This window comes from Bacillus sp. T-10(2022) (assembly GCF_056502895.1).
This window is the reverse complement of sequence record NZ_CP113518.1, coordinates 4184456-4206609: the sequence shown is the minus strand read 5'-3', so window position 1 is coordinate 4206609 and position 22154 is coordinate 4184456. Positions and strand designations below refer to the sequence as shown.

18 protein-coding genes and 1 other annotated feature are annotated in these 22154 nt (G+C 43.6%); of the genes, 11 read left to right on the top strand and 7 right to left on the bottom strand.

What is annotated here, in order from left to right:
• Positions 1 to 85 precede the first annotated feature (85 nt).
• Genes OSJ91_RS20540 through OSJ91_RS20530 form a run of 3 tightly spaced genes read right to left on the bottom strand, consistent with a single transcriptional unit; the run spans position 86 to position 2569 of the window.
• Complete coding sequence (locus OSJ91_RS20540) at positions 86 to 1267, bottom strand: acetoin utilization protein AcuC (RefSeq protein WP_350299731.1); 1182 nt, start codon at positions 1265 to 1267, stop codon at positions 86 to 88.
• Positions 1260 to 1910, bottom strand: coding sequence for an acetoin utilization AcuB family protein (locus OSJ91_RS20535; protein ID WP_214748659.1), 651 nt, complete (start codon positions 1908 to 1910; stop codon positions 1260 to 1262). The genes OSJ91_RS20540 and OSJ91_RS20535 overlap by 8 nt, the downstream gene beginning before the upstream one ends.
• A 26-nt stretch (positions 1911 to 1936) precedes the next feature.
• The gene (locus OSJ91_RS20530; RefSeq protein ID WP_034309235.1) at positions 1937 to 2569 is read right to left on the bottom strand and encodes a GNAT family N-acetyltransferase; all 633 of its coding nucleotides are present in this window, start codon (positions 2567 to 2569) and stop codon (positions 1937 to 1939) included.
• Between the two features lie 337 nt (positions 2570 to 2906).
• Here OSJ91_RS20530 and acsA point away from each other — a divergent pair, with 337 nt between their 5' ends.
• Entirely contained in the window at positions 2907 to 4625 is a 1719-nt protein-coding gene (gene acsA / locus OSJ91_RS20525) for an acetate--CoA ligase (RefSeq protein ID WP_101223490.1), read from the top strand.
• A 131-nt stretch (positions 4626 to 4756) separates the two neighbouring features.
• Here the strand turns inward: acsA and OSJ91_RS20520 are convergent, their stop codons facing one another.
• Complete coding sequence (locus tag OSJ91_RS20520; protein WP_485890325.1) at positions 4757 to 7780, bottom strand: transglycosylase domain-containing protein; 3024 nt, start codon at positions 7778 to 7780, stop codon at positions 4757 to 4759.
• A gap of 148 nt (positions 7781 to 7928) precedes the next feature.
• Positions 7929 to 8145: a binding site (T-box leader), on the top strand.
• 66 nt (positions 8146 to 8211) lie between these two features.
• On the opposite strand from OSJ91_RS20520, the gene tyrS reads away from it, so the two are divergent.
• On the top strand, positions 8212 to 9468 hold the full coding sequence (gene tyrS / locus OSJ91_RS20515; RefSeq protein WP_350299728.1) for a tyrosine--tRNA ligase: 1257 nt from the start codon (positions 8212 to 8214) through the stop codon (positions 9466 to 9468).
• A gap of 97 nt (positions 9469 to 9565) precedes the next feature.
• Here the strand turns inward: tyrS and rpsD are convergent, their stop codons facing one another.
• Positions 9566 to 10168 (bottom strand): 30S ribosomal protein S4, encoded by a 603-nt coding sequence (gene rpsD / locus OSJ91_RS20510; protein ID WP_063232686.1) that lies wholly within the window; start codon positions 10166 to 10168, stop codon positions 9566 to 9568.
• Between the two features lie 310 nt (positions 10169 to 10478).
• Between rpsD and OSJ91_RS20505 the strand changes: the two genes are divergently transcribed.
• Positions 10479 to 10619, top strand: a complete 141-nt coding sequence (locus tag OSJ91_RS20505) for a hypothetical protein (RefSeq protein WP_350299727.1) — start codon at positions 10479 to 10481, stop codon at positions 10617 to 10619.
• 2 nt (positions 10620 to 10621) lie between these two features.
• On the opposite strand, the gene OSJ91_RS20500 is transcribed toward OSJ91_RS20505, so the two are convergent.
• Positions 10622 to 11101 (bottom strand): GAF domain-containing protein, encoded by a 480-nt coding sequence (locus OSJ91_RS20500; protein WP_485890324.1) that lies wholly within the window; start codon positions 11099 to 11101, stop codon positions 10622 to 10624.
• Positions 11102 to 11255: 154 nt separating this feature from the next.
• Between OSJ91_RS20500 and refZ the strand changes: the two genes are divergently transcribed.
• Positions 11256 to 11894, top strand: coding sequence for a forespore capture DNA-binding protein RefZ (gene refZ, locus OSJ91_RS20495; RefSeq protein WP_101222952.1), 639 nt, complete (start codon positions 11256 to 11258; stop codon positions 11892 to 11894).
• 14 nt (positions 11895 to 11908) lie between these two features.
• Here refZ and hisJ read toward each other — a convergent pair whose 3' ends face one another.
• Complete coding sequence (gene hisJ / locus OSJ91_RS20490; RefSeq protein WP_350299725.1) at positions 11909 to 12712, bottom strand: histidinol-phosphatase HisJ; 804 nt, start codon at positions 12710 to 12712, stop codon at positions 11909 to 11911.
• Between the two features lie 168 nt (positions 12713 to 12880).
• On the opposite strand from hisJ, the gene ezrA reads away from it, so the two are divergent.
• From ezrA to rarD, 7 genes are all read left to right on the top strand, one after another.
• The gene (ezrA, locus tag OSJ91_RS20485; protein WP_350299724.1) at positions 12881 to 14575 is read left to right on the top strand and encodes a septation ring formation regulator EzrA; all 1695 of its coding nucleotides are present in this window, start codon (positions 12881 to 12883) and stop codon (positions 14573 to 14575) included.
• A gap of 218 nt (positions 14576 to 14793) precedes the next feature.
• Positions 14794 to 15942: a cysteine desulfurase family protein gene (locus OSJ91_RS20480; protein WP_350299723.1), complete on the top strand. Its 1149-nt coding sequence runs from the start codon at positions 14794 to 14796 to the stop codon at positions 15940 to 15942.
• Complete coding sequence (gene thiI, locus OSJ91_RS20475) at positions 15939 to 17150, top strand: tRNA uracil 4-sulfurtransferase ThiI (protein WP_350299722.1); 1212 nt, start codon at positions 15939 to 15941, stop codon at positions 17148 to 17150. Before OSJ91_RS20480 ends, thiI begins: the two co-directional genes overlap by 4 nt.
• 82 nt (positions 17151 to 17232) lie before the next feature.
• Positions 17233 to 17439: an alpha/beta-type small acid-soluble spore protein gene (locus OSJ91_RS20470; RefSeq protein WP_034309203.1), complete on the top strand. Its 207-nt coding sequence runs from the start codon at positions 17233 to 17235 to the stop codon at positions 17437 to 17439.
• A 353-nt stretch (positions 17440 to 17792) separates the two neighbouring features.
• Positions 17793 to 19376 (top strand): acyl-CoA synthetase MbcS, encoded by a 1584-nt coding sequence (mbcS, locus tag OSJ91_RS20465; protein ID WP_485890323.1) that lies wholly within the window; start codon positions 17793 to 17795, stop codon positions 19374 to 19376.
• A 150-nt stretch (positions 19377 to 19526) separates the two neighbouring features.
• Positions 19527 to 21131 (top strand): amidohydrolase, encoded by a 1605-nt coding sequence (locus OSJ91_RS20460; RefSeq protein ID WP_485890322.1) that lies wholly within the window; start codon positions 19527 to 19529, stop codon positions 21129 to 21131.
• Between the two features lie 79 nt (positions 21132 to 21210).
• Positions 21211 to 22140 carry an EamA family transporter RarD gene (rarD, locus tag OSJ91_RS20455; protein WP_350299719.1) on the top strand — a complete coding sequence of 310 codons (930 nt, stop codon included), beginning with the start codon at positions 21211 to 21213 and terminating at the stop codon, positions 22138 to 22140.
• The last annotated feature ends 14 nt before the right edge of the window (positions 22141 to 22154 follow it).

Here is a 22154-nt window from a genome sequence, read left to right as displayed (position 1 = left end):
TTTGGAGAGTGTCCCGAGGGCACTCTCTTTTTGTTTCTCTAATGTTTGCCCGAACAAAAAAGATCGTTTTTCAACGATCTTTTGGTTAACTTTGTTCATTGCTTTTCGTTGTTTGCCTGTTAGACCTGATGGGATAAAGGACCTTTTCAAGCGTCAGGGCATTCTTCTCGGTAATTTCAGGCTTCCTCGGAATGGGTTCGTATATATCCTCCATGTCATCCCATTCATTCGGCAGGGGAACAGGGGACTCAGGCTGCCAGCAATCGAGCCATTCCTTTGAAAGGGGACCTGATATATCATTATTCGTCATTTCAAGCCAGACCCTCGCCCAAGCCCTCGGGACGACGCGCCATATATCATATCCGCCGCCGCCCACTGCAATCCACCGTCCTTCGCAATACTTATGGGCCATTTCGTGGGCCAGCTTTGGTATTTCCCTATAAATCTTCATGGTGGCTGATAAATGGGTGAGCGGATCGTAATAATGGGAGTCGGCTCCGTTTTGCGTTAATATGACATCCGGTTTGAAGAATTCAATGACCTCTTTAAAGGAAGCCCTGTAGCATTCGAGCCAGGATTCATCTTCAGTGAACGCATCGACCGGGATGTTGAATGAATAGCCGTAGCCTTTGCCCTGGCCCCGCTCGTTAATATTGCCGGTGCCGGGAAATAAGTAGCGACCCGTTTCATGGATGGATAGTGTACATACATCCGGATCATCATAAAATGACCATTGGACTCCATCACCATGATGTGCATCGGTATCGACATACAAGACACGCGCCCCATATTTTTTTTGCAGGTATTTAATCGCGACCGAACTATCGTTGTAAATGCAAAAGCCCGAGGCTTTCCCGCGGAAACCGTGATGCAGGCCACCGCCAAGATTAAGTGCGTGCAGGGACTGACCGGTCATGACTGCATCCACAGCCGTCAAGGTACCGCCTACAAGCAAGGCACTTGCTTCGTGCATTTTGGGGAAGATAGGGGTATCCTCCGTTCCTAGCCCATAATTTACAGCCTTTTCAGGGGGGAGCTTTCCCTGGCCTGCCAATCTGACAGCGTTTACATAATGGTGATCATGAATCAGTTCCAATTCTGCATCGGTTGCCATTCTGGGCTTGATAATTTGATCATCATTGATGGCATGGTGTTTTTTTAATAAATCAAGCGTGAGTTTAAGCCGTTTTTGATTGAATGGATGCTCATCGTTGAATTTGTAGGTAAGGAGTTCATCCGAATAAACGAAAAGGGATGTATCATTCATGTGAAATCCCCGGTAGACTAGGCCATAAAACGGTATAGCCTTCTTTCTTCAAATCCTCCACCACCATAAATGGATTCATCGTCTGTACACGAATTACAAGAATTTTATAGTCTGTTCCATTTTTTTCAGGATAAACAAGGGTGCTCAGGATATTCGTATTGCGCCTTTTGAAAATATGGGCAATATCATGAAGGGAACCTGCCTTATCGGGGATTCTGATTTCGATTTGGGAACCGGGCTGATTGACTCCAGTCAACTCAACGTATGAATGAAGTAAATCAGAACCGGTTATGATGCCCACTAACTTCCTTCCCTTTACGATTGGAAGGCAGCTGATATTGTTATCACAGAAAACAGCCCCGATTTCTTCCACGAAATCCAGTGGGTGCCCTGTGATTATTTCCGTTTTCATGATGCTTGACAGTGGTTTTTGTAAATCATTTTTGTATTCTTCGGTACGGAATATAGAAGGGGCAGCATCCCGAATATCACGGTCGCTGACTAATCCCACAAGTTGAAAGCTGTCATCGACAATGGGGATATGGCGAATTCGCTTCTCCTTGATGATCAAAACAGCGCTATGGATTGTATCCGTTGGAGTGAGGGTGATAATATCCTCATTCATTATTGTTTCAACAATCATTTTCCTTCCTCCTCTTACTCGCCTCTTTAATACATAAACCGATTCATAAAACGCAATTGGTCGAATTTCTGGATGGATTCCGGCGGGACCCTTTTGCCAATACGGGCCATCAGGCAGTTGGCCGGATGGGAACTGATTTCAGGATCATCTGTTGCAAAGTAAACCAAACCACCGGCACTCATCATTTTTTCCATGACCTTGCGATAGTCCCAAATATTCAGACCTGTCCCTTTCAAATCCCAATGCCAATAGTATTCAGTGGTGATGATGATGAAGTCTTCAACCGAATCGTCTTCCATGGAAAGGCGGATTAGGTTCTTCCCGACGGAGGCACCCCGGTATTTAGGGATGACCTCGATTGCACCAAGCTCAATCAGGTCCTCCATCTTGATTTCAGACCAGCGCTCCAAGGGATCGGGGTATAAGTAAGTTACATAACCCACGATTGTTTCATTTTCGCGGGCGATAAAGATCCTGCCCTCAGGCAAGTCTGCAATCTCTATTAACGCTTTATGCTGCAAAGCAGGCGGGCGAAAGGCGACCAAGTCTTCGTGAAACTCATAAGCTGACATTTTTTCGCCGCTTAACGGCCCCTCGATGATGAGCGTTCCGCTTAATGTCTGCAGTTCCTTAGTGTAAAAGGTCTTACTATATTCCATTCTTTCACCACCTTTGTTATATAGTAATCTTACACTCTCGCATTCCGGAGTATAAGAAGCATTGCTTTTAAAAACTGACCGAATGGAAAGCTTACATAAATTATACATGAAAACGGGGGGCATAATTCAGAAAGTTCAAGGCGCTTTTGTTACAGTGCCTCTTCTTTCACGGCCATCATATGGATTCACCTTAACCATAACATATACCAGTAACTTTCAAAATTCACCAAGAAGGGATTTCCCTAATATGGAAGTATTCAATATTTTAAAAATTGAGATAATTCGATTCTTATACTATAATAAAAATATAGAGCCGAATGAAGGGGGAGTTTGTCGTATGAATGTGAAAGCGTTACCAGTTGTGGAAGGTAATTTTAATTTAAAGAATTATGATGAAAAATACAATAAGTTTGACTGGTCTGAGACCGAAAAGGAATTCTCCTGGTCTGAAACCGGTAAAGTGAATCTTGCGTATGAAGCCATTGACCGCCATGTCGAAACATACAAAAAGAATAAAGTGGCCCTTTATTACAAAGACGATAAAAGAAATGAAAAGTATACATTCAAGGAAATGAAAGATTATACGAATCAAGCGGCAAATGTGTTCAAGAACATTGCCAATGTGGAAAAAGGAGATCGTGTTTTCATCTTCATGCCTCGCTCCCCGGAGCTTTATTTTGCATTGTTGGGTGCGATTAAAACGGGAGCGGTCGTAGGGCCGTTGTTCGAAGCCTTCATGGAAGGCGCCATAAGGGATCGTCTTGAAGATAGTGAGGCAAGTGTGATAGTGACGACACCTGAACTTTTGCCGCGTGTCCCGGTGGATGAATTACCCCATTTAAAGCATATTTTCTTGGTGGGGGAAAATATAAAGGAAGAAGGAAATTACCATAACTTCAATAAAAAATTAAAAGAAGCCGACAAAAAATTCGAAATTGAATGGGTCGATCGGAATGACGGTCTGATTCTTCACTACACCTCAGGTTCCACAGGCAAACCTAAAGGAGTGCTACACGTTCATAATGCGATGATCCAACATTATCAAACGGCAAGATGGGTCCTTGATTTGCAGGATGAGGACGTGTATTGGTGCACAGCGGACCCTGGATGGGTGACAGGGACGTCTTACGGGATATTTGGACCTTGGCTGACAGGAACCTCGAATGTCATTGTAGGCGGGCGGTTCAAGCCTGAATCCTGGTACAAGACCTTGGAGGACTTTGGTGTCACAGTTTGGTATAGTGCCCCGACTGCCTTCAGGATGCTGATGGGCGCAGGTGACGAAATCGTTAAGCGGTTCGATTTGAGTTCTCTCCGCCATATTTTAAGTGTCGGTGAACCGTTGAACCCGGAAGTGGTGCGCTGGGGAATGAAGGTATTCAATCACCGTATCCATGATACATGGTGGATGACGGAGACCGGGGCACAGGTCATCTGCAATTATCCTTGCCTGGAAATCAAACCGGGTTCGATGGGCAAACCGATTCCAGGTGTGAAGGCGGCAATAGTGGATGATCAAGGCAACGAGCTTCCGCCGCATAGAATGGGGAACCTTGCCATCAAGAAAGGCTGGCCTTCGATGATGAAGACCGTCTGGAAGAATGAAGCTAAATATGAATCTTACTTTATGCCAGGTGATTGGTATGTTTCAGGAGATTCCGCCTATATGGATGAAGATGGTTATTTCTGGTTCCAAGGCCGTGTTGATGATGTCATCATGACGGCAGGGGAGAGGGTCGGACCTTTCGAAGTGGAAAGCAAATTGGTCGAGCATCCAGCCGTAGCCGAAGCTGGGGTCATCGGTAAGCCGGATCCGGTTCGGGGGGAAATTATCAAAGCGTTCATCGCCCTTCGTGACGGATACGAGGCAAACGATGAATTGATTGAGGAAATTCGTACATTTGTAAAGCATGGTCTAGCGGCACATGCGGCACCTCGTGAAATTGAATTCAGGGATAAACTTCCTAAAACAAGAAGCGGTAAAATCATGCGCCGTGTCTTGAAAGCTTGGGAACTTGATCTGCCAACTGGTGATTTATCATCGATGGAGGATTGAGAAGCTTAGTCTTACTGAGTATTGAAAAGGAAAAAGGCATCCATGGTCACTTCCATGGATGCCTTTTTGGGAGATTATAAGGAAACAGGCTGTCGGGGAACCGACAGCCTGTTTAAGTTCAAGAAAGAGTGTCATTCTTCCTCTTCTTCAGCTTTACCCGTGTCTTGCTCTTTATCATTGACTGTGTCTTGCTCTTTGTCGGTCTCTTGATTTTCTTGATCTGTATTCTCTTTGTTTTGCTGCTCTTTGTCTTGAGCTGGCTCTTTATCTTTATCCGTTTGCGTTTCTTTTTCTGGTTCTTTTTCTTTATCTGAACCGTTCTCTTCTTTTGAGTCTGGTTTTTTATCTTCGTTAGCTATTTTATCTTTTCCGCGATCATCTTTAGTTTTTGTGGAATCTTCTTTTGAACCTGTCTTTTTAGCGCCGCTTTCAACACGTTGAGAAGGGGCCGATTCTTTACCGACTATGTCTACGGCCGTTACGTAATAGGAACCGCCAGAGCCGACTTTGTAAACAAGATTCTCCCCAGCATTGATGCTCGCCACTTTTTTGCCGTCTTTATAGACACGATAACCGACGACATCTCCTTCGCCATGCAAGCCCCATGTAATCTTATCGTTACTGATCGTTATGGATAGGGGATCTGGTGCTTTGCCATTATCATTCAATTTCGCTGTCGCCCCGACGACATTTCCTGATTTTTCGGCTCCAGGAATTACGGATCCCGGGTCATTGACATATTTCAATCCGATATCTGCAAAGGAATCGGGATTCAACATGAACCCGCCGCTTGTGAATTCGCCAGGCGTTTGCGGAAGGGCTGCGTAGCGTTTACTGCCGACTGATACATATTGTCCATCTATGAAACTATCATCCGCCTTGGATGGAGCATATTTGGCAATGAATAAATCCGATTTGACAAGCCCGGCCTTTTGGCATGAACTTGAAGGCAGCAGTCCTGAAACGCCACAGAAGGAACGGCTGACAATTCCGCCCGGCATTTCAAATCGCTTATCGGGGTCGATGAGTTTAGGGTCGACTTTATATGCGGCATTGATCAGATCTGCCCAATAATACATATTACGTTTATTGTATTCCAGCCCATTATAGGTGCCTTGCAAGGATTTTGGCTTGTCATAACCGAGCCATGTCCCGAACGATACATTCGGGTTGCTGGCTACAAACCAGGCATCCCAATAGTTTTGTGAAGTACCGGTTTTACCTGCCCAATCGCTTGAGAAAGCAAGGCGGTTCCTGACTGAGGCCGCCGTCCCGCTGTTTACGACATCACGCATCATATCAAGCGTCAGGTAAGCGGCTTGTGGAGAGAAAACATCCACTGGTTTCACTTTATGCTGATAGATGACTTTGCCATCTTTCGAAACGATTTTATCGATCATATAAGCATCGATGAATTCTCCTGAATTGGCAAAAGTGCCATATGCATTGACGTTTTCTTCAACGGTTACACCTTTTTCCATCGCACCTAATGACAAGGCAAGATTGGAGTAATCCCCTTTCGTCACGGTGGAGAAGCCCATTTTTTCCAAATACGAAGCGGGACTCAGGTTGATTATTTTCTTGTAAAAGAGCGCTGCCGGGATATTGTAGGAATTCTTCAGGGCCTCGCGGGCAGTCGATACTCCCGTATAGCTGCCGCCGCCATAGTTTCCTGGACTCCACGGTTTGCCGCCTGTTGGAATGGAGATCGGCACGTTGGCCGATACGCTGCCAGGCGAGATCTTGCCTAGCTCGATGCCTGGACCATATATCACCAGCGGCTTCATCGTTGATCCGTTTGAGCGCAATGATGCGGTTGCGTGGTTCGTCTGTTCCCGCTTGAAATCGCGGCCGCCTACGAAACTGATGATTTTCCCTGTTTTATTCTCGATAAGAATCGCTCCGGCCTCTACGGGCTGGCTTACGGTCTTCATTTCCTTCGTATCCGGGTCGGGGACTTGCGCCAGTTTATCGTACCCGAAATTCGGATAGTTTTTCGTTACTTCCTGCATCTTGTCATAAATCTTTTTGTTGACGGTCGTATAAATCTTATAGCCATTTTGTCGAAGCTTACGGTCGGCAAGTGCTAGATATTGAGCTTTTAAATCATCATTCTTTAAATCTTTCTCTTCATATCCATCTTCTTTTGCCAGACTGACGGATAGGATTTCGATTGAGCGTTTTTCGATCTCATAGGTGAGCCATGGATATTTCTCGGATGGCATCTCCGTTTTGCCGATAAAGTCTTTTGTTATGTCATATGTGTTTGCTTTATCATATTCTTCTTTTGTTATGTATCCGTTACTATACATCCGCTTTAAAACGGTTTTCATCCGGTTGATGCCGGGCTCTTGATTTTCTTTCAGTTTTCCTTTCTGGGTATATGGTGTATATCCGAAAGGGCTTTGCGGCAATCCAGCGATAAACGCAGATTGGGGCAGTGTCAGATCTTTGGCCTCCACGCCAAAAATGCCTTCAGCGGCGGACTCGACACCAGCGATGTTACGTCCTGAAGAATTTCGTCCCAAAGTGGAAACGTTTAAGTAGGTTTCCAAAATCTCTTCTTTTTCAAAGAATTTTTCGACCCGGAGCGCAAGCAGGATTTCTTTTGCTTTCCGTTCAAACGATACTTCGTTGGTCAGGACCTGGTTTTTAATGAGCTGCTGTGTTAATGTACTTCCTCCCGATTGGACGGTTGCATTCGAAAATTCCTGGTAAATCGCACGCAGGATAGCTTTCGGAACAACCCCGTCATGGTCATAAAAATACTCATCTTCTGTAGCGATGACTGCATTTTTTAGATGCTCGGAAACTTTATCGATGGACACTTCTTCACGTTCAAGGTCACTCTTAAGCTTGCCCAAGTATACTTCGTCAGCAAAGTATACTTCAGAGGTCTCTTCATAATTGTAAATGTCTTTTTTCAAATCTTCTTTTGAGCGTACCGGCTCATCATTGACGAGGGCAGCGAAATAGCCGGCTCCGACACCGCCGGCGAATGAGAATCCTAAAATCCCGACAATAATGAGGATCAGCGTTAAATTCCAAATGACTTGGTATGTAACCCGCGCGTTCCTATGTGTTTTTTCATTTTGAAAAAAACTGGTCAGCTGCTTCCAGACTGTTAGAAATCTATCTTTTTGATTATTATTCATCGTATCATACCCCCTGAAATCACATATATTATAGCATACAACAGGTAGGGGAAAGGGCATCTTTCTTATTTTTCTATAATCTGTAAGGGTAGGTTGACAAGGGTTCTTATGTATGATAAAAGTTTATTAACAACAATAAAATGATTAAATGATCGCGATGATAGGACCCAGTAGTCAGACTATCCCTGTTTCAGAGAGCCGGTGGTTAGTGGAAATCGGTACAAATGGTATGATGAATTACTTCCTGGAGCATTTGCTGTGAAATGATTAGTAGCAGGAAACGGTTGACGACCGTTATTCGTCTTGAGCGGAGGGCATATTATGTCCTCAAGTTGGGTGGTACCGCGAATTCATTCGTCCCTTCATATTTATGAAGGGGCGTTTTTGTGTGCTTTTTGCGGATTTTTTCTAAGATGGAGGAGGAATATTCAATGGAATTGCTTAAAGACCTCGAATGGAGAGGGATTATTTATCAACAAACGGATGAAGAGGGTTTTAAGAACCTTTTGGAAAAAGAGAAAATTTCTTTATACTGTGGTGTCGATCCAACAGCGGATAGTATGCATATCGGACATCTATTGCCATTCTTGACATTGCGCCGTTTCCAGCAGCACGGCCATCGTCCCATTGTATTAGTGGGTGGTGCAACTGGACTTATCGGTGATCCAAGCGGTAAAAAAGAGGAACGCCAGCTGCAAACGCTGGAAAAAGTGCTCTATAATGCCGACTGCATAAAAGGGCAGCTATCCCACATCTTTGAATTCGAAGGTGAAAATGGTGCGGTCATGGTCAATAACTATGACTGGATAGGAAAAATCGATATGGTCACGTTCTTGCGTGATTACGGGAAATACATCGGCATTAACTACATGCTGGCAAAAGATACGGTTGCTTCCCGTTTGGATTCGGGAATTTCCTTTACTGAATTTGCGTACACGATCTTACAAGGAATTGATTTCGGCCATTTATACAGCAATTACAACTGTAAATTGCAAATTGGCGGCAGTGATCAATGGGGCAATATTACGACTGGGCTGGAAATGATCCGGAAATCCAATGATGAGGATGCAAAAGCATTCGGTATGACGATCCCGCTCGTAACGAAAGCGGATGGAACGAAATTCGGTAAAACGGAAGGCGGAGCAATTTGGCTTGATCCTGAAAAGACGACTCCGTATGAATTTTACCAATTCTGGATCAATACAGCCGATGCTGATGTCGTGAAATACCTGAAATTCTTCACATTCCTATCTCGTGAGGTGATTGAAGAGTTAGAGCAATCTGTACAAAACGAACCGCATTTGCGTAAAGCGCAAAAAGCTTTAGGGGAAGAAATGACCCGTTTGATTCATGGTCAGGAAGCTCTTGACCAGGCTATCAAAATCTCTGCCGCCCTATTCAGCGGAGAGGTGAAGAATTTAAGTGCGGCGGAAATCAAATTGGGCTTCAAAGATGTCCCTAGCTTCGAACGTGAAAGCAAGGAAGATATCGGTTTGGTCGATTTAATCGTTGAAGCGAAAATTTCGCCATCAAAGCGTCAAGCTCGGGAAGATATTCAGAATGGGGCAATCTCCATAAATGGGGAGAAAGTGACTGATCTGCAATATGTAGTGACGGAAGCTTCTAAGATTGAAGGGGAGTTCATCCTAGTTCGTCGCGGCAAAAAGAAATATACATTAGTGAAATGATTGTTCAAGGCCCGGCTGAATCACAGCCGGGCTTTCTCGTGCAGGGGTGTTTAGGTGCAAAAAAAACCCCATCCAAGGATGGGGTTTTTTGAAGTTATTAACGAGAGTAGAACTCAACGATAAGAGCTTCGTTAATTTCAGCAGGCAATTCAGAACGTTCTGGTAAACGAGTGAAAGTACCTTCTAATTTCTCAGCATCGAAAGTAAGGAAATCAGGAACGAAGTTAGTTGCTTCAACTGATTCTTTAATGATTGAGAAGTTACGTGATTTTTCACGAACTGCGATTGTTTGTCCAAGGGACACTTTGTAAGATGGAATGTCTACGCGGCTTCCGTCTACAGTGATGTGACCGTGGTTAACAAGTTGACGTGCTTGACGACGTGTACGAGCTAAACCAAGACGGTAAACTAGGTTGTCAAGACGTGATTCAAGAAGAATCATGAAGTTTTCACCATGAACACCTTTAAGTTTGCCAGCGCGGTCGAACATTGAACGGAATTGACGTTCAGTGATTCCGTACATGTGACGAAGTTTTTGTTTCTCTTGTAGTTGCATTCCGTATTCAGAAATTTTTCTACGTTGGTTAGGACCATGTTGTCCTGGAGCATAAGGGCGTTTTTCTAATTCTTTACCAGTACCTGTTAGGGAAATTCCTAAACGACGGGATAGTTTCCAGCTTGGGCCAGTATAACGAGCCATAGGATGACTCCTCCTTTAAATGTTTTTATTTTGGTAAAATAAAAACCGTGTGAATGTACGATCATGACCATTTTGTTTTCATGTACCTTCGCCCTAGCAGCAGAGAGTTACGAGATACACCTCTGTATTGAGGAACAAAATGAGAACATAAAGGCTGTCACATAGGCTGCAATATTTTACACAAGGAGTATTGTATAATATTTGGCTCAATGAGTCAAGGACAGTTGTAATTAATTAAGGAATAGATAAAGAGAATCGCAGCAGGTAAATTTAAAAAAGGTTTTTTCATTGTAAGCGTTATGATGAGATAATGAATACAAAAATTATGGAGAAAAATATCAAATGGGCCGATGAAGCGTTATATATTGCGAAGAATTCAGGAAGGACCGGGTACATGTACATAGGGCCTGTAATGGAAAAGGGAGCAGGCAAGGATTGCCGCTCCCTTTAACTTTATAGATGCCTGGTAAGGATTTCAGCGAACTTCTCCAGTCCCTGCTGATCCATTTCGTCAAAACGGCCCGTGACCGGGCTGTCGATATCGAGGACACCGATCAACTTGCCATCCTTCATGAGCGGTATGACAATTTCAGATCTTGATGCCGCATCACAGGCGATATGTCCAGGGAATTGGTGGACATCATCTATGCGCAGGGTTTTTTCAGTCGCCGCTGAAGTCCCGCAAACGCCCCTGCCCATTGGAATGCGGACGCAGGCTGGAAGACCCTGGAAGGGTCCTAAAATTAATTGGCCTTCTTCGTATAAATAGAAGCCGACCCAGTTAATCTCATCAAGAAACTGATTAAGTAAAGCTGCCGCATTGCTTAAATTGGCTATCCGGTTCGTTTCATCTTCAATTAAGGCAAGAAGTTGCTTTTTGACCAGTTCATAGTTATTTTCTTTTTTTCCTTGATACATTTCGACATTAAACAAAAGCGTTCACCTGTCTTCCGCATATTTTTACAGCACTTTCTAATCATGTTGCTTTATTGTTGGGAAATTGTCGAGAACTTACTAAAGGATTCAGGCTCTTCCATGAAGAAATAGTCCACAAGACTTGTCTCAAAGAAAGCGAGGGATTGCCTGAATGAATCGCCAGACGCCAACGAAACAAGCCATTGTGGAAGCTGCATTGCATTTATTTCATTTAAAAGGCTATCATGCTACATCCATACGGGATATTGCGAATAAAGCCAAAGTGAACGCTGCAAATATTGCCTACTATTTCAAGAATAAGCAGGGGTTGCTGGAATTCTGTTTCACTTCCTATTTAGAAGAGTATATCCTGGTCCTAGAGACGAACATGACATTGCTGGAACTTAAAGGCCCGCAGCATTGCTTGATGAATCTTGTAAAGGATATTCTCGCTTTCCAGAGGGAAAACTTCCTTGCTGCACGGTTCATATATGGGGAATCTTCACTCGATTCCAATTTAAATCGTGAAATTCATTCGACTTATTTTACAAAGGAAAAGTCTTATTTTCAATATATTTTGGAACAGGGGATCAAGAGCAGGAGTTTCCAGCAGGTCTCGGTTCCCATGTATATGCTGCAGTTGAAGGGTTTATTGACGGCCCCTGTCCTGCATACCCATTATGCGATGGATGTGCTTCATGTGTTCCCGCAGGAAGCCTATTACACGAATATTTATGCCAATGAAGTCGGACGTTTTTTGCAGGATACCCTTTTCATAGACCTACAGCCACTGTTAGCGGGCCGGAGCTGAAGTGTATACATGAGTTACCGATTGAACCCTTCAATCAGTGCCTGATGGCCCTGACCCAAATCCTTAGCTTGATGTGCATCGGATCCGTAAATAAGCGGAATGCCGAGATCGAAAGCACGCTTTGCAAACCGTTCAGGAGGGTAAGGTTCACCGCATAGCGGCTTTACATGCCCGGCTCCATTATAATCTAGTTCATACCTTTGTTCTTTGATCATGTCGAGCACTTTGTAAACCTGCTCGTCAAAACTAGATGCAGGCGGATATCGATGCTGGAATTTATGGACAAGCGTAATATGCCCGATCCGTTTTGGTTTATAAATGCCTAAATCAGTTGTTATTGATTTTTCCAGAGTATCGTAATATTTGGCATACACCGATTCCACTGAACCTAGTTCATTGGCAATCTCACCAAACCCATTTTCGCTGAAATCGATGCAGTGCCAACTGCTTTGATGCTTGATGAAGTGGACGGAAAGTATACTATCATCAAGGAATTCTCCGATTTCGTCGAGGAATTCTTTTGTTTCTTTTTCATAACCCTCTATAAAGTCAACCTCCAGACCTGTTTTGATCAGGATTTTGTCTTTATGGCGTTCTTTCAGTACGCGGAGCTCTTGAAAGTAATCCAGGAGCAGGGCAGCGTCCATGCCGCTGTCTTTTTCAGGCGTAGGATCTTGAAAATTTCGTGGCAATGGAGCATGTTCCGTAAATGTGATTTCCTTTAATCCTAGCTCGATTCCCCGCGTAATATATTCATCGAATTTATCCGTAGAGCCGTGAGGGCAAAACGGAGTGTGCACATGACCGTCAGCTTTCATGGTCCTTCCCTCCCAAAAAACAGGTATTTGTAGCAAATTTCTACAAAAAAAACATTTTTCTCGTCAAAAATTATTGCTAACATGGTATCATAAAAGCATTAAATTTAACATTTTTAAAATTGATATATAAACGAGCAAGACTGTAAGGACTAGAACAGGGGGCTTACCATGGATTACATAATTGGGGTAATTGTATTAATTTTGATTTTCATCATTTGGGGTTATTTTTTCAAAAAGAGATATTTTAAAGAAATCGATCGACTGGAATCCTGGAAAATAAGCATCATGCACCGCCCCGTGCTGGAAGAGCTTTCTAAAGTCAAACAATTGAACATGACAGGTGAAACAGAGGAAATGTTCGAGAACTGGCGCATTGAATGGGACGCCATCATTACAGATCATATGCCCGAAGTCGAAGAGCTTTTATTCGATGCCGAAGAATTCGTCGATAAATACCGTTTCAGCCGTTCAAAAGAAGTACAGCGCAAAATTACAGTCAAGCTGAATGAAATCGAGGAAATGATCAAAAAGATCTTATACGAACTGAATGAACTCGTAGGCAGTGAGGAAAAAAACCGATTGGAAATTGAGGATATCAAGGAATCCTACCGTCAATTGAAGAAATCCCTGCTTGCACACAGGCATAATTACGGGAAAGCGGCTGATAAGCTGGAAAATACCTTGGATGAGGTATTGCAGATCCTTCAAAAGTATGACGAAGAGACTGTGAACGGCAATTATTTGAATGCCAGGGAGCTTGTTCTATCCATTAAGGAAAAATTGGCGGTTCTGTCAGTTAAAATGGAAATGCTCCCGAAATTATTGGTGGATAGCCAATCCGAGCTGCATTCCCAGCTTCAAGAATTGAAGGATGGTTATGAGGAGATGTCAGGACAGGGGTATCTGTTGAGCCATATCCAATTCGAGCAGGAAATATCCCGGCTTGAGGAAGAACTGGAACTATATAAAACACAATTGGAAAATGCCGAAACGGAAGCCGTGGATAAAGGCATTAAAGATATGCGCGAAAGCATTGAGGTGCTTTATGACCTTTTGGAAAAAGAAGTACTTTCAAAACAGTATATCTTGAAAAATGATGAAGTTCTCAGGAAAACGATTAGTGACCTTGAATATGAAAACGATAAACTTAAAGTTGAAACGATACATGTTCAACACACATATCATCTGACGGAAAATGAGCTCGATGCACAACGGAAAATGGAAAAGCAGATTGCCCAGATTTCGAAACGCCATCAATTGCTTGTCTTGAAAATGGAGGATAATGTGATGGCAAGCTCCCTTATCAGCGAAGAGATGCAGGGGCTGGCTGAACAGTTGAAGGAATTACAGGAAAATCAGAAAGACTTCACCATTAAATTACAGGCTTTACGGAAAGATGAAATGGATGCCAGGGATTCACTGGCTGAATTGAAACGTAAAATGGTCGATACTGGACGTTTAATTGCAAAAAGCAATATTCCAGGCCTTCCAGAAGAGTATAAAGTGGTGCTATCTGATGCCAAAGAAAGTATGGATGACGTTCAGGGGAAACTTGAAGAAAAGCCGCTTGACATGGCCGCTGTTTATATTTATTTGGAAAAAGCGGTTCAACAGGTGAATAGGGTCCACGAAAAAGCCCATGAATTGATCGAACATATGTATTTGGCCGAAAAGGTGATCCAATTCGGAAATCGCTATCGAAGCAGTCACGATATGGTAGCCGAGAGCCTAAGGGATGCCGAAGCGAAATTCCGAAGCTATGAATATCAAGCCGCATTGGAAACGGCTGCCACTGCCATAGAAAAGGTCGACCCAGGCAGTTTACGAAAAATTGGTGCGAACATAGAAGAAGTCCTTTCCTGAAAACCCGCCATGGCGGGTTTTTTTCTTTTTATAGATTAGGTGGAAAGTTAAATCATTCTCGGGAATAAAAAGAAGCAGGTATCCTATCATTCATGGACCAGTGTTTTACATTCTCTTTCAAATTCAATTATGTTAATATTAGATGTTGCAACAGCAACATTGAAACTTATATTTAGTAGAGTGACCATCATAGATACAAAAACATGGAAGGTGAGCCCATGATTTATTTTGATAATAGTGCAACAACAAAACCATATCCCGAAGTAATCGAATCATTCATGAAGGTTACTTCGGACTATTTCGGGAACCCCTCTTCGCTTCATGGACTTGGGGTGCAATCCGAAAAACTGCTTTCCGCTGCAAGAAAGCAGATCGCTGATTTATTAAAGGTGAAGAGTTCGGAAATATATTTCACTTCCGGGGGGACGGAAGGAAATAATCTTGCCATTAAAGGGGCCGCACACTCTCAGGGAAATCGCGGCAAACACATAATCACGACAGCGATTGAACATCCTTCTGTAGAAGATGCATGCCAATCATTGACGAAAATGGGTTATGAGATCACAAATCTTCCCGTTAACGAATTTGGGCAAATTGATGTAACGGACCTTAAGGATGCATTGAGGGAGGATACCATTTTGGTTTCCGTCATGCATGTTAATAATGAAGTTGGCTCGATACAGCCGATTGCTGAAATCGGCAAATTGATAAAACAATACCCAAACGTGCTCTTTCATGTCGATAATGTGCAGGGAGCAGGCAAAGTTTCTTTATCATTGCGTGATGCCAATGTGGATTTATGTACAATTTCCGGCCACAAGGTCCACGGCTTGAAGGGGACGGGCATTCTTTATGTTCGTGAAGGCGTTCGGGTCGATCCGCTTTTCCATGGCGGCAATCAAGAAACGAAAATCAGGAGCGGCACCGAAAATGTTGCGGGAATCGTCGCCCTATCGAAGGCTTTGCGTATTAGTATGAACAATCAATTGCTGTATCATGATAAGCTGCAGCAAATCAAAACTTATTTATATAAAGGTTTGAAGGAAATGGACGGGGTGTTGGTTAACACTCCTGAAGAAGGGGCACCCCATATTGTGAATTTTTCCGTTCCCGGACTTAAATCCGAGGTATTGCTGCATGCACTTGAATCGGAAGGAATATATGTTTCGACAACTAGTGCCTGTTCTTCGAAAAAAAGAACGATAAGCAAAACGGTGGATGCAATGTTCCATAATTCGGCTCGTTCCGAAAGCGTCATCCGAATCAGTACTACCTATGGCAATGAAATGGAAGAAGCAAAGCAAGTTCTGGCGGCGATACAGAAAATAGTCGCTAATTTAGAAAAAATAATGAGGGTTGCAAAATGAAATTTGATCATATAATTATCCGTTATGGAGAAATCTCCACGAAAAAAAGAAACCGTAAAGGCTTTGTAGACAAAATGAAGGCACATATCCGCTGGAGTTTAAAAGATATTGAAGGTGTAGTGCTTACAGCCAACCGGGAGCGGATGTACGTTCTCCTGAACGGTGCGGACCATAAGCCTGTCATTGACCGATTGAAAGGCATTTTTGGAATTCAGTCATTAAGCCCTGCGATAAAAATAGAGCGTGATCTGGAAGTGATGAAAACGGCAGCATTGTATTACCTGAATCATACTCTTGAAGAGGTAAACACGTTCAAAATCACGACAAAACGCGCCGATAAGGATTTTCCATATAATACCGATGAAATTAATAGGGCAATCGGCGGGCATTTGCTCCGAAATACAGAGGATTTAAAAGTGGATGTAAAGAACCCTGATTTGAACCTGCTAGTGGAAGTGAGACGCGAAGCCGTGTATTTGACAGGTGAAATCATCCAGGGGGCTGGCGGTCTTCCATTCGGGTCAAGCGGAAAGGCGATGCTGATGCTTTCAGGCGGGATTGATAGCCCTGTTGCGGGATTCCTTTCGATGAAACGGGGATTGGATGTGGAAGCGATCCATTTCTACAGCCCACCGTTCACGAGCGAACGTTCACGTCAAAAGGTCATTGATTTGGCGGGCAAGCTTGCCGAAATAAATGGAAGCATGAAAGTGCATATCGTTCCATTTACGGAAATCCAATTATTGATTCAAAAACAAATCCCGGAAAACTACTCAATGACTACTACCCGTCGTTTAATGATGCGGGTCGCCGATCGAATCCGTGAAAAGGAAGAAGCCATGGCACTGATTACCGGTGAAAGCCTTGGACAGGTTGCGAGCCAGACGATGAGCAGCATGTTTGCCATCAATGAGGTGACGAATACACCGATCCTGCGCCCGCTGATTACCATGGATAAAACGGAAATCATCAAAATTGCAAGAGAGCTTGATACATTTGAAATATCCAATCTGCCGTACGAAGATTGCTGTACGGTCTTTACGCCGGCAAGCCCAAAAACGAAACCGAAACGTGAAAAGGTCAATTACTATGAAAGCTTCGTCGACTTTGAATCCTTGATCGAAAAAGCGGTCTCCGAAACAGAAATATTGACGGTTAAACCTGGTCAGACTTTCGATAAGGAAGAAACGATGGAAGATTTATTTTAATATCCTGTAATTACCAATAAAATTGTGCGAATGAAGCCATGTGTTTTAACACACTCTATAATCACAAGGAGGTGAAAAACACATGGCAAACAACAACAGCTCAAACGAATTATTGGTACCTGGAGTGGAACAAGCTCTACAACAAATGAAATATGAAATCGCTACAGAATTCGGCGTACAACTTGGTGCCGACACAACATCTCGCGCTAACGGTTCAGTTGGTGGAGAAATCACAAAACGCCTTGTTCAAATGGCTGAACAACAATTAGGCGGAGGTTTCAACAGATAATTTAATAAATATGGCTACAGAGAGCGGGTTTTAACACCCGCTCTCTTTACGTTTGTCGACTTCGTTTCACTGCATTATTTTTTACTGTAATTCTAATTGGATTGAAGAAATTTGTGACACTCCTGCCGAATAACGCAGACAATCGGCGGAAAGGGATCGGATTTCTAAAATCAACTGACGTTTATCAATAAAAAACTGCAGGCAAATTCGCTTTTCTTCGAGTTTGTCTACGTCTGCAGAGAGCGGGTTCAACACCCGCTCTCTTTATTTATTTGTAAAAATAAATAGAAATATTAGAGAAGTATCTTGTATAATGAGTAGGTACTAAGAGTTCATAATTGGAGGGGAAGAATATGAAGCGTGAAGACTTATTGGCTCCGGAACATTACAACTTAGTGAGTGAAATGGAACGTTATGCAAAAGATTCAGAAAAAGTTGCCGTACTCTGGGAGAACGAAACCGGAGATAAAAAACAACTTACATATGAGAATTTATTAAAGAGTGCAAATAAAATTGGAAATGCCTTAAAGAATAAAGGACTGGGTAAAGGTGATACGGTCCTTATCATAATTCCTCGTTTGGTGGAAGCATATCAAGTGTATTTAGCCGCATTAAAAATTGGCATGATTGTCATACCTTGTTCGGAAATGCTTCGTGCGAAGGACTTGCAGTATCGAGTCAACCATGGTGATGTCAAAGGAATCATCAGTTATCATGAATATACTCATGAAGTGAATGAAATAGAAGGAGCGGAAAGCCTCCTTAAATTTTCAATCGGAAAACGAATTGAAAATTGGCTGGATTTGAATGAGCTTGCAGCTGAGGAGTCCGATCAGCTGACAATGGCCGACACGAAGAGTGGGGATATGGCGTTCTTATCGTATACTTCCGGAACGACAGGAAATCCAAAAGGGGTCGTCCATACACATGGATGGGCTTATGCCCATTTGAAAACGTCTGCTGCAAACTGGCTCGGCATCAGCGAAACGGATGTCGTTTGGGCAACAGCAGGCCCAGGGTGGCAAAAGTGGATCTGGAGTCCTTTCCTGGCGGTTCTGGGAACGGGAGCGACAGGCCTTGCCTATCATGGTAAGTTCGAGGCGAAAAAATATCTTCAGCTGCTTCAGGACTACAAAGTGAATGCATTATGCTGCACACCAACCGAGTATCGATTGATTGCAAAGGTGGATAACCTTGATGACTATGATCTATCCCATCTTCATAGTGCTGTATCAGCGGGAGAGCCTTTAAATCAAAAAGTGTTCGAGGTCTTTAAAAACCATTTCCAGATTGAAGTGCGTGATGGTTATGGACAGACTGAAAATACCCTGTTGGTAGGTGTAACGAAAGGCATGGGAATTAAATTGGGCTCCATGGGCAAACCGACTCCGGGCAACCATGTGGAAATCGTTGATGATTCCGGTAAGCCCTGTTCTCCTGGCGTAGTGGGTGATATTGCCGTACATGTCGATACACCTGCTCTCTTTAAAGAATATTTTAAAGATCCGGAGCGGACATCACAGCAATTCCGCGGGGACTATTATATCACTGGTGATCAAGCGAAAAAGGATGAGGATGGTTATTTCTGGTTTGAGGGTCGTTCTGATGATATCATCATCAGCTCGGGATATACGATCGGACCGTTTGAAGTGGAAGATGCACTCGTTAAGCATCCATATGTTAAAGAGTGTGCCGTTATAGCAAGTCCTGATGAAATAAGGGGAAATGTGGTCAAGGCGTATGTCGTCTTGATGGATGATATCGATCCGAACAGCCAGGACTTGATCAAGACGCTTCAATCGCACGTGAAAGAATTGACTGCTCCATATAAATATCCAAGGAAAATCGAATTTTTAGAAGAGCTGCCCAAAACGACATCAGGTAAAATCAAACGGGTGGATTTACGGAAAAGGGAAGAAGCACTTCTTAACAATTGATCGAAAACCGTCAGCCCCCATGGCTGGCGTTTTTTTTATTACATAGGGGATTGATTAAAAAGCATAAATATGGGAATTCATGATATGAGATGGTACACTTACTGCATATCTGCACAGTAACAATCATTTAATAAGGAGTGTAAAGCCGGAATGGGAACGTTATGGTTCAATGGGTCGATTTATACGATGGTTAAAGAAAATGATCAAGTGGAGGCAGTCTTCACTGAAAAGGGGGTAATTGTTGATACCGGCAGCCTGGACCATTTGAAAAATGAATATGCCGGCAATATTTCCAGGGAAATCGACTTAAAAGGACAAACGATGCTGCCGGGGTTAGTGGATAGTCACCTCCATTTGGTCGGGCATGGAGAAAGGCTGCTTCGTTTAGACCTCTCTTTGATGGATAGCAGGGAGTCCATCATGAAATCCTTGAAGGAAAAGTGCTCAAAGACCCCGGTTGGAAAGTGGATCGTTGCCGAAGGGTGGAATGAAAATGAATGGCCGAGACCTGAATTGATATTACGGGATGAACTTGACGCGATTTCGGCAGATCATCCCATTGTATTGAAAAGGATCTGCCGGCATGCCCTGGTCGTCAACTCCCGTGCCCTTTTGGAAGCGGATATTAAAGAAGATATTAAAGAACCTTCTTCAGGCGGGGTGATCTGCCGTTATCCTGACGGACGTTTAAATGGTTTATTTAAAGAAAGTCAGGCGCAGAACCTTATTTTAGACAGTCTTCCCGGCATTGATCAAGAGTATATCGAAAACGCGCTCACAGAGGCCATAGAAGACGCATATAAGCTAGGTTTGACTGGCGGACATACTGAGGACCTCCATTACTACAATGGCTTCATGCCGACATATCAGGCGTTTAAATCGGTAATCGAGGACCGGGAAATGGCCTTTCGCGCCAACTTGCTCGTCCATCACGAAGCGTTTGAAGAAATGCTGGCAGCAGGCGGCGGCTATCAGAAAGGTACGCGATATATCAAATTCGACAGCATGAAGATCTTTACCGACGGCTCCTTAGGCGGACGCACAGCCCTGTTGAGCGAACCTTATGTAGATCAAAAGAATACGAATGGAGTCGCGATATTCACTGAAAACGAGCTTCAGGAATGGGTGAAAAAAGCAAGGGCTGCCGGAATGCCGATTGCTGTCCATGCGATTGGCGATCTTGCTTTTGAATACGTCTTGAATGCTATTGAAGCCCTCCCCCCGGAAAAGGGACAGAGGGACCGGCTCATCCATGCGCAGATTGTGCGGCCGGAGCTTTTGCAGCGGGCGGCAAAGCTGCCGGTAATTTTTGATATCCAACCGGGTTTCGTCCCGTCCGATTTTCCGTGGGTGGAAGAAAAGGTACCAGCCGATCTATTGGAATCCTCCTATGCCTGGAAAACCTATTTGAATTTGGGCATCATTTGTGCGGGAGGGTCGGATGCACCCATTGAACCATTAAATCCGATTTTGGGCATTCATGCAGCTGTCACAAGGATGAAAATCAACAGTGAGGACCGTACCGTGTATGGTTTGTCTGAAAGGCTTTCCGTATACGAGGCTTTCGCACTGTATACCAAAGGGAGTGCTGCAGCAATCGGCCAGGAAAAACGCCGTGGTATGATCAATAAAGGGTACGATGCTGATTTTACCGTGTTTAATCTGGATGTCTTTGCTGTTGCACCGGATGATCTCCTGAAAGCCGAGGCGGTCATGACGGTCATCGATGACAAAATCATGTATGATAAAAATTAACAGTTGCAAAAAAAGAAATGGAAATACAAAATTGTTAGTTGGAGTTAGATAAAGGATGTAAATGGAAAGAAGGCTTGTTATGAAAGTGGATGAACAAAAAGAAGGGGCGATTTATGCAGCCCTTTCTTACATGATGTGGGGAGTTGTGCCGATTTACTGGAAGTTCCTTCAGGGAGTCGGTGCAATAGAAATTTTAGCTCAGAGGGTATTATGGTCTTTCGTGTTCATGCTGGTTTTATTGATGTTCATGAAAAAATGGCAAGCGTTTCTTGATTATGTCAAAAACATAATGGGAAATCCGAAACTCTTTACGGCATTACTAACGGCGTCACTGCTTGTTACAGCTAATTGGGGAGTGTTCATCTGGGCCGTTAACTCAGGACGGATCCTCGACACGAGCCTTGGATATTATATCAATCCGCTAGTCAGTGTACTATTGGGCGTGATAGTCCTAAAAGAAAAATTGAGCGGGGCCCAAATCATTTCATTCCTGCTTGCAGGAATCGGAGTCTTGATCCTTGGCATTCATTTCGGCACGATCCCGTGGATCTCTCTTGTTTTGGCCATGACCTTTGGATTATACGGTCTGGCAAAAAAAATGATCAAGGCCGAATCGGCGATCGGGCTGACGCTCGAAACGATGATGGTAACGCCTCTGGCCCTTGGTTACCTGATCTACTTAATGAACCGATCAGAAATGCAGTTCTTTACAGATGGAAGCACAAGCTTGCTGTTGGTGGGCGGCGGGATTGCCACGGCATTGCCTCTTTTATATTTTGCAAAAGGGGCGGAGAAGATCCCGTTATCGATGCTTGGCATTTTTCAGTATATCGCTCCGACCTTATCTTTATTGATCGGGGTATTCGTCTATCATGAAAGTTTCACGAAAGCACATCTTTTAGCCTTTTTGTTCATATGGTCAGCCTTGGCTGTTTATACACTATCCATAACGAAATGGGGTCAGGCAAGTGCCCGCAGGTTCAAAGGCAAAGGGAATATTGGTGCGTGAAAAGAAAAAATGCT